Annotated in this window: 13 protein-coding genes and 1 pseudogene; 9 read left to right on the forward strand and 5 right to left on the reverse strand. The window is 37.6% G+C overall.

What is annotated here, in order from left to right:
* Positions 1-116 precede the first annotated feature (116 nt).
* Together apbC and dcd are read left to right on the forward strand one after the other, a co-directional pair.
* Positions 117-1,208: an iron-sulfur cluster carrier protein ApbC gene (gene apbC / locus BQ7314_RS10375; RefSeq protein WP_174483624.1), complete on the forward strand. Its 1,092-nt coding sequence runs from the start codon at positions 117-119 to the stop codon at positions 1,206-1,208.
* A 133-nt stretch (positions 1,209-1,341) separates the two neighbouring features.
* The gene (gene dcd, locus BQ7314_RS10380; RefSeq protein ID WP_174483625.1) at positions 1,342-1,908 is read left to right on the forward strand and encodes a dCTP deaminase; all 567 of its coding nucleotides are present in this window, start codon (positions 1,342-1,344) and stop codon (positions 1,906-1,908) included.
* A 48-nt stretch (positions 1,909-1,956) separates the two neighbouring features.
* On the opposite strand, the gene BQ7314_RS10385 is transcribed toward dcd, so the two are convergent.
* Complete coding sequence (locus tag BQ7314_RS10385) at positions 1,957-2,214, reverse strand: YcgL domain-containing protein (RefSeq protein ID WP_174483626.1); 258 nt, start codon at positions 2,212-2,214, stop codon at positions 1,957-1,959.
* Between the two features lie 55 nt (positions 2,215-2,269).
* On the opposite strand from BQ7314_RS10385, the gene BQ7314_RS10390 reads away from it, so the two are divergent.
* The 7 genes and pseudogenes from BQ7314_RS10390 to BQ7314_RS10420 all read left to right on the forward strand — a co-directional run bounded on the left by BQ7314_RS10390 (position 2,270) and on the right by BQ7314_RS10420 (position 8,275).
* Positions 2,270-2,869, forward strand: a complete 600-nt coding sequence (locus tag BQ7314_RS10390; protein ID WP_174483627.1) for a CPBP family intramembrane glutamic endopeptidase — start codon at positions 2,270-2,272, stop codon at positions 2,867-2,869.
* Between the two features lie 2 nt (positions 2,870-2,871).
* A complete protein-coding gene (locus BQ7314_RS10395) occupies positions 2,872-3,336 on the forward strand; it encodes a hypothetical protein (protein WP_174483628.1) in 465 nt (154 codons plus the stop codon).
* A gap of 276 nt (positions 3,337-3,612) precedes the next feature.
* Positions 3,613-3,819 carry a cold-shock protein gene (locus BQ7314_RS10400; RefSeq protein WP_174483629.1) on the forward strand — a complete coding sequence of 69 codons (207 nt, stop codon included), beginning with the start codon at positions 3,613-3,615 and terminating at the stop codon, positions 3,817-3,819.
* A 153-nt stretch (positions 3,820-3,972) separates the two neighbouring features.
* A pseudogene (locus BQ7314_RS10405) lies at positions 3,973-4,332 on the forward strand (YaiI/YqxD family protein); the annotation flags it as partial.
* 236 nt (positions 4,333-4,568) lie between these two features.
* Entirely contained in the window at positions 4,569-5,855 is a 1,287-nt protein-coding gene (locus tag BQ7314_RS10410) for a transposase (RefSeq protein WP_174482200.1), read from the forward strand.
* 463 nt (positions 5,856-6,318) lie between these two features.
* Positions 6,319-7,509, forward strand: coding sequence for a (2Fe-2S)-binding protein (locus BQ7314_RS10415; protein WP_174483631.1), 1,191 nt, complete (start codon positions 6,319-6,321; stop codon positions 7,507-7,509).
* Positions 7,510-7,687: 178 nt separating this feature from the next.
* The gene (locus BQ7314_RS10420) at positions 7,688-8,275 is read left to right on the forward strand and encodes a hypothetical protein (protein WP_174483632.1); all 588 of its coding nucleotides are present in this window, start codon (positions 7,688-7,690) and stop codon (positions 8,273-8,275) included.
* A 155-nt stretch (positions 8,276-8,430) separates the two neighbouring features.
* Here the strand turns inward: BQ7314_RS10420 and BQ7314_RS10425 are convergent, their stop codons facing one another.
* The 4 genes from BQ7314_RS10425 to BQ7314_RS10440 form a co-directional block, all read right to left on the reverse strand.
* Positions 8,431-10,122, reverse strand: coding sequence for an RluA family pseudouridine synthase (locus tag BQ7314_RS10425; protein WP_174483633.1), 1,692 nt, complete (start codon positions 10,120-10,122; stop codon positions 8,431-8,433).
* Positions 10,123-10,230: 108 nt separating this feature from the next.
* A complete protein-coding gene (locus tag BQ7314_RS10430; protein WP_174483634.1) occupies positions 10,231-10,797 on the reverse strand; it encodes a CDP-alcohol phosphatidyltransferase family protein in 567 nt (188 codons plus the stop codon).
* Between the two features lie 80 nt (positions 10,798-10,877).
* A complete protein-coding gene (locus tag BQ7314_RS10435) occupies positions 10,878-11,630 on the reverse strand; it encodes an endonuclease/exonuclease/phosphatase family protein (RefSeq protein WP_174483635.1) in 753 nt (250 codons plus the stop codon).
* A 23-nt stretch (positions 11,631-11,653) separates the two neighbouring features.
* Complete coding sequence (locus BQ7314_RS10440) at positions 11,654-12,148, reverse strand: CDP-archaeol synthase (RefSeq protein WP_174483636.1); 495 nt, start codon at positions 12,146-12,148, stop codon at positions 11,654-11,656.
* Positions 12,149-12,254 lie beyond the last annotated feature (106 nt).

The raw sequence follows: 12,254 nt of genomic DNA on the forward strand, positions 1-12,254 counted from the left end.
AAAATAGTTTACTATTTCGATAGAAAATAGCTGTAAAACTAGAATGCTGAACAATAACCTAGTAAAATACTTGGTTATTGTTCAGTTTTTAACTAACTTGCTACGGAATTGTTTATATGACCACGATTGAAAAAGTAGATATAGAAAATTTATTAAAAAATATTATTGACCCAAATGTGGAAACGGATTTAGTTACAGCACGCTCTGTTAAATCAATTGTTGTTGAGGGTACTTCTGTTGCTGTTCGTTTGGAACTAGGGTATCCCGCGAAAAGTTTTATAGAGGGTTTTAAGCAGCAAGTTATGGAGCAAATTAAAGCGTTAGAGGGCGTTAGTTCGGTAGAAGTGGATATTAAAGTTAATATCGTCTCGCATGCCGTACAGAATAATTTAAAGCCCATTGCTAATGTAAAAAATATTATTGCCATAGCCTCCGGAAAAGGTGGGGTGGGTAAATCTACCACTTCTGTAAATTTAGCTTTGGCTTTAGCAGCCGAAGGCGCGGCAGTGGGTATTTTAGATGCGGATATTTATGGGCCTAGTATTCCAACTATGCTGGGTTTATCAGGTTATCCTGAAAGTCAGGACAACAAAACAATGATGCCTAAAGTGTCTTACGGTATACAAACTATTTCAATTGGTTATTTAATTGATGCAGATCAGCCGATGATCTGGCGTGGACCGATGGTTACTAATGCCTTGCAGCAGTTATTAAATGATACAAATTGGGTTGATGTGGATTATTTGATTGTCGACTTACCGCCAGGTACGGGGGATATTCAGTTAACTTTAGCTCAGCAAATTCCGGTTAGTGGGGCGGTGATTGTTACTACACCACAAGATATTGCTTTAATCGATGCGCAGCGTGGCCTGGGTATGTTTGAAAAAGTTAATGTGCCTATTTTGGGTATAGTTGAAAATATGAGCATGCATATTTGTAGTAATTGTGGGCATGAAGAGGCTATTTTTGGTGCGGGTGGTGGGGTTTCTATGGCAAAAAAGAATAATATTGAATTATTAGGCTCATTGCCTCTGGATATTCATATACGCCAGTATGCTGATTGTGGGCGCCCGACAGTGGTGGCTGATCCTGAAAGTCGAGTGACAGAAATATATAAAGAAATTGCACGTAAAATGTCAGCCAAATTGGCATTAAAAGGCAAAGACTTTAGTAGTAAGTTTCCAAATATTGTCGTGCAAAATACCTAAGGTTTTATTAAATTCTCATTTCTTAGGGCAGCACTTAAATTAGCCTGTGACCTAGTTATTTGCTTTGCTGTGCGACAGGCCTAATTTAGGATAAAATTATACTATTTTTGAATTAACAGGCACTAAGGCAATAATGAGCATAAAATCAGATAAGTGGATTCGTCGCATGGCGCAAGAGCAGGGCATGATTGAACCTTTTGAAAGGGGACAGGTCAGAGAATCAGCACAAGGAAAAGTGATTTCTTATGGTACGTCTAGCTATGGCTATGATGTGCGCTGTTCAGATGAATTTAAAATCTTTACCAATATTAATTCTGCCATTGTTGACCCTAAAAACTTTAGTGAAGCGAGCTTTGTTGATGTTAAGTCTGATGTCTGTATTATTCCACCTAACTCATTTGCATTAGCGCGTACCGTAGAGTATTTTCGTATTCCCCGTGATGTATTAACTATATGTTTGGGGAAATCGACTTATGCTCGTTGCGGCATTATCGTTAATGTTACGCCTTTAGAGCCTGAATGGGAGGGGCATGTAACGTTGGAGTTTTCTAATACTACGCCGTTGCCAGCAAGAATTTATGCTAATGAAGGCGTTGCGCAAATGCTGTTTTTTGGTGGTGATGAAATCTGTGCAACCTCGTATAAAGATAGAGGTGGTAAATATCAGGGGCAACAAGGTGTTACTTTGCCGAAAGCATAGATTGATTTAGAGATAAATCCGCTAAAGATTTATCTCTATGCTTGTGTTTTAGTGTAAATTTATTGGTGTCGTGTACGTTGCTGGTGGCATCTGTAGAAAAAAGCCATTTTCTTCGATGCCTTTGAGTACATCGGCTGCATTTTCGCGAGCGAGCTTACGTTCTGGGGTGATCTCTAATTGCATAACATACTCTGGATGACCAATACTTTTAAGTATTGCCTCTGGGACAGAAGAAAAATCATCTTGTTTATCTAGATATAAATACAGTTCTGCTTTTTTGTTACTTTTGTAAATAAAACACTGCACAGCTAATGTCCTTAAAAATATCGTATAAAAACGCTATTATCGCATCAATCGCATTATGAATGAACCAACAATAAAGCCTGATACTTTTTTTAAAACGGCCTGCTATTTTGAGAGCTCGTTGATTTTAGTAGCCATTATTTTAGGCTGGATAGCAGATGTTGATCCGTTTGCCCACCTTGACTTCAATGAGCGGGTTATTTTTAATGGTATTTTGGGTACCTTGCCTTTATGCATTATTTTTATTGCGCTAAATCAAGTGCAATTGGTAGAGTTGCAAAAAATACGCAAAGTTTTGCAGGACACTTTAGGGCCTAGTCTCGCGCAGCATCACTGGACTGATTTGTTTGTTTTAGCTGCCATTGCGGGTATCTCTGAAGAAATTTTATTTCGTGGTGTTATTCAGCCCTGGCTGGAAAACTCTTGGGGGATGATGGCCGGGTTATTGGTTAGTAGTTTAATTTTTGGTTTAGTACATGCCATTACGTTGCTTTATTTTATTATGGCTACGGCGGTCAGTATCTATTTGGGGCTGTATTTAGATTACGGCAGCACCCGTAACTTGTTAACACCGATTATCATTCATGGCTTGTATGACTTTTTTGCATTTATGGTTATATTACATGCATACCGTTTAGAACAGAAAAAGGCAGAATAATAATGACTATATCAGAGCAACAAATACAATCCGACCTCTTATTACCTGGTTTTATAAGGGCATTATTTTTAATGAGCTTAGTGGCTTTGGTTGCTGTATGTCATATTTATGCAGAACAAATACAGCTTGGGTTTGACCTACAAGAACGTGTTGTATTGAGAACAGTGCTATACATCGTTGCTATTTTAAGTTTTCCAGTTATGAAGTTTATTAGGCATGTTTTGGTGCACTTAAATAAAACAAGTAGCAGAGGAGGGACAGCTAAAAGTCGATACCTGTCAACGATTATTATTTCTATGCTACTAGCGGAGACTATTGGTTTTTATGGTGTTCTTATGTATGTACTAGGTGATGGTTTTAATACTTTATATATTTTTGTAGGCTTATCAGCTTTGGCTATGTTCTTGTATCAACCCAAAAGTAAAGAATACATTAGTATTATTAAGGCTTTAGATGTAGATAAATAGCTTGGCTTATATTTTGCATGGCTAGGTTGAGATTTTTATAAAGAGAATAAGTTTGGTGATTAGATAAAAATTGATTGACTACAGGAAAGATCTCTATATAATTCTGCATAGCTTGAAAGTACGGCTTATATTTATGCATGCTGTTTCGATATTTTATCTTTAGTGTTTTATCTTTAGTAGATCGTCCTGTTTTTATAAGTAATAACAAAACTTCTAGCAAAACCGCCTTAATTATTTAAGGCACCAATTACTCTTGAAATTAAATAGGATATTATTATGTCTACTACTACTGGTACAGTTAAATGGTTCAACGAATCTAAAGGTTTTGGCTTTATTGAGCAAGAATCAGGCCCTGATGTTTTCGCTCATTTCAGCGCTATCTCAGGTTCAGGTTTCAAAACTTTAGCTGAAGGTCAAAGAGTTGAGTTCACTGTAACTCAAGGTGAAAAAGGTCCTCAAGCAGAGAACATTGTCGCTCTTTAAGTATAGTCAGGTACTGCGTAAGTAGTACTTCCACCTTCGGGTGCAAAAAGGCAGGATTTCATTTGAGATCCTGCCTTTTTTTGTGTGTGCTATCTTGTGCATGAGTTATAGCGGAGGTCAGCTAGTAAGTTATTTTAATAATAGTGGAGTGCTATGAATATATGGGTAGATGCGGATGCATGTCCGGTAGCTATTAAAGATATTTTATGTCGGGCGGCTGAGCGTACGCAGGTACAAGTGACTTTTGTTGCTAATCAATTTATCCGCATACCGCCTTCACGCTATATAGTATTTATTCAAGTGCCTCCTGGGTTTGATGTCGCTGATAATGAAATAGTTAACAGATTGAGTGCTGGAGACCTTGTTATTACAGGTGATATTCCCTTGGCAGCCGAGGTTGTTGAGAAGGGAGCTTATGGGCTCAATCACCGAGGTGAGCTATATACGGAGAATAATATTCGTGAGAGCCTGAATATACGTGATTTTATGGATACTCTACGCTCTAGTGGAGTGTAACGGTGTCCGCAACAATACATAAGATGGTAGACATACATCAAATCTATGGGTGATAATAAGTTTCCTAAGGTGTAAAAACCAACTTTTACGGAATTCAATTGCACGAAAAAGTGGCGCTCAGAGGGAAGGACAGGCGTTCTAATTGATTGAAAATAATGCAAAAAAAGGCTTGACAGGTCGAATAGGATTTGTTTGCGTATTACCATTTATAATCAGTCACTTACGCTTAAATAATGTCAAAAAGATTAGATAGCTTGCAATCCACACTGATGGATAACACCGTTTTGGGAGAATGGTTCTTGCCCATGCAAAAAGCCCTAGATAAAGTTCGCTTTTCACGCCAAAAATATTCTGTACTCTCTGCTGAGTTTTTTATTTTATTAGGCTGCTTACGTCAATTTCAGGGAACAAAGATACTACGAGAACAAATTCAATCTTTATTCGACATTGATGACACCGCTGAAAAAGCCCCCTTAGCCCGCTCAACATGGTCAGATGCATTAGCCAATTCATCACGCAGCAAAATATTGAAACAGGCTGTCCAAGTCTTGGTGACTTCTGCAAGAAATGAACTGCCCGACAGGTTTTCGGGAAAAGAAGAGTTGGGGATGCGCTCTATTTTTGCCATAGATGCGAGTTATCAAAATGAATCAAGTCATTATCAACCGATTTATCCAGGCCAGGGTGGGACTGATAATAAGAAAGGGCACATGAATATGACGACCTATGATATGCGAGCAGGGATTGCCATTGATAGTCAGACAGAAACTCGCTCTATTGATGAAATGCGCTTTATCAAAGAAAGCTGGGAAGGTTCTCACTGGACTTGCAAAAAAAATGCACTTTTTGTGGTTGACCGCGCCTTTATTGAAGCGCGTTATTGGGATTTACGTAAAACAAAATACGATGTGACAGTGATTACACGAATGAAATCGACTTTCAAATATCAAATTCTTGAGGAAAGTCATGTTGAACAGTCGGCAGTTAATGAGAATATTGTGTCTGATAGGAAAATTCAACTTAATAGCTCAAAACAAGTTTGGCGATTAATACAATTCGTATCGCCTGACGGCAAAGTTTATGAATATCTCAGTAATGATTTTACATTGTCACCTGGTATGATTGCTTTTCTTTATCACCGACGCTGGGATGAAGAAAAATATTTTGATAATTACAAAACAGATATGGCTAATGCCAAAGCATGGGGGAAATCACCTATTGCTATTGAGCAACAAGCTTTATTGGCATTGGTTACACATATACTCATGCGCTTATTTCTAAATAAAAAGGGACAGGAGATGGGCTTGGAAGAAGACCATCAAACACAACAAAAACGCCATGAAGCAAAAGAAACCGCATACTGTATTGACTGGGAAGGCAATTATAATCGTGCTTTTTTTAGAAAACTATCTAAGATTACCAAACAAGCTTGGCGGTTCTTAAAAAACAATTTCCTAAAGAAAAGCGCCACATGGCTCTTTGAGCGCAAGCTCCGACCTGTTTTGATGGCATATCTGTAATAAAATGTCGGACACCGTTAAGTGGAGTGAGTACCCAGGGGCCTAGAACATTAAGCGTGAGTGATCGACAAGATTTTGCAAATCACTTAGATAAATTTTTAAGTCAACGTAAAAAATAGTACAGTAACTCCGAAATAAGTTAGTAAATAATAAGCTTATTAATCAATTAAAAACAATTACTTATATTATTTCTTGGATATTGCAAACTAAGTGCAACCTGGTTTTCCTTTCTTTTCATAATAGGAAATTTGTATTCCCATTTAGCGAATATTGCAGATATACAATAATAATATTATCTCTTGATTCAAAATACAATTATTCCAACTCAAAAAAAGAGGGGCTTACTAAGCATTTGGGGCTCTATAGTAAGAGAGTGCTATTGATAGAGTTGTAATAATAGAATTAACGGAGGATAATAATAAGAATTATATTCATTTGATACAAGTGTTTTTTGGGGGGGGATGTGGATGATAATTCAATCGTCTGCCATTGTATAGGCGTAACCCAAGGAAGATTAAAGCAAGCCATTACTCAGGGAGCGACTAACTTTGAACAATTGGTGCTGGCGACTGAGGCTTGTACCCAGTGTGGTTCTTGTGCGCCTTATTTACATGAGTTATTAGGCAAGAAAATTAATTGGACAACGGTTGAAATATCTCAAATAAAATCAGTCGCTACCGATATTAAGGCGTTTAAATTAATCGCTAAAAATAAAAAATCTCAATTTGATGCTCATCAGCCCGGACAATATATTCTAGTCAAAGCCTATATTAATGAGCAATGGGTGACTCGCCCTTACGCATTATCCGCTGCTCGATCGACAACGACTTATAGAGAAATTATTGTTAGAAAAAAGCCTAAAGGGCTTTTTACTCAATGGTTATTTGATGGTGCTGAGGTGAAAACAATGCAAATCACCGATTTGCAGGGTACAGTCTATATTGATATTACGTCAAAATACAAAAGTTTTTGTTTTTCAGGTGGTACAGGTATCACTCCTATTATTTCTGCCTGCCGTTCTATTAAACAAGAAAAGCTAAGTAATGCGGGGTTCCAGATTGATTATTCTGTTTCAGAGGCCAGTCACATCGCTTGCAAACAAGAATTACAAAGAATTATTAAACAGCACCCATTTATTTCTTTAAATATGAGGGTTGGGCAAAGGATCTCTTTAGTAGACATTGCCGATATCGTGCGAGCTCACGACTCAGACATGCAATATTACGTTATTGGCCCTAATCAATTTGAAAATTATGTATATAAAGCATTATTGAGCTGTGGTGTCACTGAAAATGCTATCAATAATCTTAAAGAAAAGCCTTTAACTGCTAAGTTGCAACCTCCTCCAAAAACAGTACCAAGTGTTAACCGAAGCTATACTTATATAGGTATGCTATTATTTTGGATCTTCCTGATACAAGAGTGGTTTAATCTAAAAATACCCATGGTAGAAGCGCTACAAGAAGATGAGAGCTATAAGCGCTGGACAGGATTTATTGTCTTATCTTTTATTGCTTTTCAATGGTATTACCCAATAAAACAAATATTTTCTTTTAAGGAAAACTTGTTTTATTGGCGAAAAATACATAAATATAACGGTGTTATAGCGCCGATTATTTTATATGTTCATTCAACCTCGATCGGTTATGCTTAGGAATGTGCATGAAATAACTTAGGCAACTTATAAAGTTGTTGCGTCAGGAATGGCAGTATAATTCCATTGCTCAATGCGAATTGTATTTGATGAGCACCTGAGGCAATGGAATTATACTGCCATTCCTGACGCAACAACTTTATAAGTTGCCTAAGTTATTTCATGCACATTCCTAATTATGATCTCCAAGGTTGATGATTTACTCAGTAAAATTAAAGTCCTAGAGCAAGAACTTATTAAAGAAATTCAAAACCAACAAAACGTCTTTACTTATGAAATACAGAAAAAACGTATTTTATTTGAAAAACAGGTTATCCAGCAGCATAAAAATTATGCACAACAATTATCTGGTTACCTGAGAGCATCTTCTCTGAAAAATATTCTTAGCGCTCCTGTTATCTGGGCAGTCTTAATTCCTGCTGTGTTACTGGATATTAGTGTTACCCTGTATCAAGCAATCTGCTTTCCACTCTATGGCATTCCTAAAGTTAAACGCACTGACTATCTGACTTTTGACCGGCAGTATTTAAACTATCTGAATATTATAGAAAAAATTAATTGTGCTTACTGTAGTTATTTTAATGGCATTATTGCCTATATACAGGAAATAGCCGCCCGTACCGAGCAGTATTGGTGCCCCATCAAACATGCACGGCATATCAGTACTCTACATAGCCGATACCAGAATTTTCTGGATTATGGTGATGCTAAGTTATATCGCCAACACAAAGAAGATATTCGCAAACAATTTGATGATATACAGTAAGAAAATAACCATAACATCGCTAATAGGGCTTTATAGGAAAAATCTTGCAAGTAATTATAAATACACTACATTGTAATTTAGTCATATTTAGGTAGGAATATTTTCTGGATCTTATTATCACTTAAAATTGTACTGGTCCAGTATTGGGTGTCTTATTAAAACTGTGCATCTATTTGAAAGTGCATTAGCTCTTTTGTAATAGGGTGTTTAAGTTCTAAAGTTTCAGCGTGCAGGTGCAAGCGGGTACTTTTGTTACCATACAGGTCATCGCCGACAATGGGCGTGTTTAAGCCTTTTATATGAGCGGAATGGACGCGTAACTGGTGAGTTCGCCCAGTGATTGGGTGAAAGTAAATTTTAGTTTGATTGTTTTTGCGCTCTATCACTTGCCATTCGGTTCTAGCGTGTCGGCCATGTTCATAGCAGACTAATTGTCGAGGGCGATCATCTAAATCAACGCGTAATGGTAAGTCTATTGTGCCGCTATCTTCCTTTATCAGGCCTGCCAATAAAGCTACGTAGCGCTTTTTTACCGTACGTTTAATAAATTGCTTTTGCAGTTCTTTGTGTGCTTCTTTGGATAAGGCGATAACCATTAATCCTGAAGTGGCCATATCCAGTCTATGTATGATTAGAGGACCCATTGCTTTGGGGAAACTTTGTTTTATGCGCAAATAGACTGAATCCTCTATGTTTTTTCCTGGTACAGATAAAAATTCAGTAGGTTTATTGATAACTAGCATAACTTCATCTTGATAAATAATATCAATACTTTTACCCTGTGCCGGGTTAGTCAGCAAGGGGTTGTCATCCATGCTTATGCCTTCTAGCATATGTTCTAAAATAGGCTGGCATTTTCCTTGGCAAGCAGGGTAGAAGTTTTGATGTTTTCTAATTTTGGATTTAGGTGAAGCGCCCCACCAAAATTCTGCCATGGCTAACGGTTGAAAATTATGTGCAAAGGCATAGTGTAGTAATTTGGGTGTGGCACATTCACCCGCGCCTGCAGGTGGAGTTATTTGCGTTGTCTCTTGAAAAATATCACGCAAACTTTTTAGCTTGCCTTTTATATTCAAAAATTGATATTGATCAAATAACTGTTTTTGTAAAGTGGCAGATAATTCTTTACGTTGATTTTTTAAGTAGGTAATTTCATTTGTTAATTGTTTAAGGTTATCTTCAGCTTGTTGAATCCGCTGGCTCCAATAAATACTTAAATCCCTTAAGTGAAGTTTTTCTTGAATACTTTCTTGTCCTAATCGTTCTTTAAGTTTTAGTAAGTCATCAACATTCAGCGCTATTTTGGCAGTAGCTCTTTGTGCTTTTCTTCGTTTTCGACTTTCAATGATTTTTTCGCGGTGTCTTGTTTGTTGTTTTTCTGAGGCATCTATTTCGGATTGTAAAAACGATTCAAGTACTAAAATCTGTGGATTTTTTTCCAGTTCTTCAAGCTGCTTATTGATTTTGTTAATTTCTATTTGCTGGGTGAGAAAGAAGCTGTCTTTAGAGAGCATATCAAATACAGGAGGTACAAATTTTGGTAAGTGATTTTGCCCCGCTAGTTTCCCAGAAAAAGCCGCTAGATAGCCTATTTTATTGTGCTTGTTTTGTACTAATAAAACGCCAAACATTTTGCCAATTGCATTTGTTTGGTCGTCAGTCGTGTCAAAATTATGCTGCCATGCTTGTTGTGTTTTTAGATGCTCTTGTAGCTCTTGTAGCTCTTGTGCGGCTAATAAACACAGAGGATGTGGCTGATAGTAGAAAGGAAAGGTAAAGTGCTCGGGTAAAGTGTAAGCATCTATGGAGGCTTTAAAAGGAATAAAATGATTTTTTGCTATGGGCATGTTTTGTTGTGAGTGGTCGCGCGTGTAAAGTGGTTAAGGATGTATTGCTTATCGTCTTTAGTTTTTTGGGAAGATAGTGCGAATTGCCTTAGAACTACTCATGTATTATTACCATATTTTTTTTACATGCCAAAGCGAGCGTACATTAGACTGGGGGGATGTTAAGTAGAAAGTGATGCATATTTCCTCTATGGCGGCAGCAAAGCATATAACCGCAGCAATTCGAAATGGCAAGGCAATATTAAAGATTAATAATAAGAAAAATGATGTACCCATAGTCGCAGCAGCTATTTTAACCAGCCAAGTGTGATAACTGGTAAAGGTGCGGAATTTTATAATGCCGACTAGTACAGGTAATAAGTAGCTGATGATGGTAAGCAGAATATAAACGAATTCTTGCTGCACTAAGTCAGGCCGCATTTGCCAAATACTGATAGCTATTGTTGTATAAATAAGTAAATCTGCCCAGCTATCTAGCAAAGCTCCTAACTCACTTTCTTGGTTTAAGAGGCGTGCTGCAATGCCATCTAAAACATCACTTAGAAAAGTGATGGCAAGTAGTATCAAAAATTCAGTTTCAGCACCTTGAAAGGCCAGCCATAATAACAAAGGCGCACTGAAAAAGCGAAAGCAAGTGAGTAAATTGGGCAAGGTTAATAGTTCTTGGAAGGGCATAGATATTTACTCCGATTGCTTTAAAAATTTAATAAAACCACTCCGTATGTAGCTAACAAAGCACGAGAAGGGCGGCTACTTTATTCGTTGAAATGTGCTAGTAGAGGGGCATGATCAGATAAACGATTCCAGGGTGACTGCGTAAGCCTCTCACAAAAAGTAGGCTGTAGCCCGCGATAGTAAATACGATCCATTTGTAATACAGGTAGCCAAGACGGGAAGGTTTTAGCGTAACGGTTATGTAGCGTTCTGTAAGCTTCTTTTAATTCTAAATGTTCGGAGAATCGTTTTTCTGCTTGACCAGTCCAATCATTAAAGTCACCAGCAATAATCAGTGCTGCGTCATGTGGTACATGTTCATCAATGCGTTGACATAACGTTGCGAATTGTCGCCTGCGCTCCGTACCGATTAAACCTAAATGTATGCAGATGATATGTAAGTCTTGTGCTAACCAAGGCAGCGTAATTTGCGCATGCAATAAACTACGGCTTGCCCAAACAAAAGGTGAGACATTAATATTTTCCCAGCTATTTATTGGGTATTTGCTGAGGATGGCATTGCCATGATCACCTATGCGGTAGACGGCATTTTTAGCGTAAGCAAAATGCGGCCAGATATCTTGCGCTAAGAACTCGGTAGGGGAAACTGCTGGCCAAGTGGGGTGATTTTTTTCGTGCTCTGTATGCTGGCCCTGCATTTCTTGTAGAAAAAGAATGTCGGCATTAGCTTCCAGCAAAGCATCTTTAATTTGATGCAGTATAAAGTGGCGGTTACTTGCACTGAAGCCTTTATGAATATTATAGCTAAGAATGCGTAATTTATTTTCTGGCATAAACGATCTACTCTACTAGTTTTTTAATAAGGTCTTTTGCGGATATGTAATCGAAATAAAAGCGGTGAAAGTAAAACCTCAAAAGCAAAAAACAAGACCACTGTGGTTATTATCTCAATAAAACCTAAAGCTAAAGCGTCTTGGAGAATAATAAGCGGTAATAGTGATTCCGGCAGTGTATCTAAGACTCTAAAGCGGCTGCTTTCAACATAGCCCAAGCGACGCTTGGTAAAGCTGGCGATTAAGTCTCCAGACATGGTTAAAAGTCCAAATAGCGCCCCATTTGTGAAACTTAACATAAATAGTGGCGCGATCAGTGATGTGCTTAATACTGATATTATTAAGCCTCTCCATGTTTTGCTATTACCAAACAAGGGTTTTTTATCAAAAAATATGCACTTGAAGTCTACTGGCCATGAACCGTGCGCACCAAAAATATCACGGGATAATATTGGCATACCATTAGCTATAATTAATAGTATCAGTGAGTCAAAAATACATTGCCAGCAAGTTAACATATTTTTCCAATAGGTTATGATTTTTAAAAGCTGATGTTACGTGTGAATCTTCTAATATTTAATGCTATTGACTTAGGAGTCATACAAACGTGCATGAAACAAACTC

The sequence above is a fragment of the methanotrophic endosymbiont of Bathymodiolus puteoserpentis (Logatchev) genome (assembly GCF_900128525.1).
Lineage (GTDB): Bacteria > Pseudomonadota > Gammaproteobacteria > Methylococcales > Methylomonadaceae > Methyloprofundus.

What these genes read in the sequence shown, in the direction of transcription:
- apbC (WP_174483624.1), top strand. Translation starts at nt 117, where the DNA reads ATGACCACGATTGAAAAAGTAGATATAGAAAATTTATTAAAAAATATT.
- dcd (WP_174483625.1), top strand. Translation starts at nt 1,342, where the DNA reads ATGAGCATAAAATCAGATAAGTGGATTCGTCGCATGGCGCAAGAGCAG.
- BQ7314_RS10390 (WP_174483627.1), top strand. Translation starts at nt 2,270, where the DNA reads ATGAATGAACCAACAATAAAGCCTGATACTTTTTTTAAAACGGCCTGC.
- BQ7314_RS10395 (WP_174483628.1), top strand. Translation starts at nt 2,872, where the DNA reads ATGACTATATCAGAGCAACAAATACAATCCGACCTCTTATTACCTGGT.
- BQ7314_RS10400 (WP_174483629.1), top strand. Translation starts at nt 3,613, where the DNA reads ATGTCTACTACTACTGGTACAGTTAAATGGTTCAACGAATCTAAAGGT.
- BQ7314_RS10410 (WP_174482200.1), top strand. Translation starts at nt 4,569, where the DNA reads ATGTCAAAAAGATTAGATAGCTTGCAATCCACACTGATGGATAACACC.
- BQ7314_RS10420 (WP_174483632.1), top strand. Translation starts at nt 7,688, where the DNA reads ATGATCTCCAAGGTTGATGATTTACTCAGTAAAATTAAAGTCCTAGAG.
- BQ7314_RS10425 (WP_174483633.1), bottom strand. Translation starts at nt 10,122, where the DNA reads ATGCCCATAGCAAAAAATCATTTTATTCCTTTTAAAGCCTCCATAGAT.
- BQ7314_RS10430 (WP_174483634.1), bottom strand. Translation starts at nt 10,797, where the DNA reads ATGCCCTTCCAAGAACTATTAACCTTGCCCAATTTACTCACTTGCTTT.
- BQ7314_RS10435 (WP_174483635.1), bottom strand. Translation starts at nt 11,630, where the DNA reads ATGCCAGAAAATAAATTACGCATTCTTAGCTATAATATTCATAAAGGC.
- BQ7314_RS10440 (WP_174483636.1), bottom strand. Translation starts at nt 12,148, where the DNA reads ATGTTAACTTGCTGGCAATGTATTTTTGACTCACTGATACTATTAATT.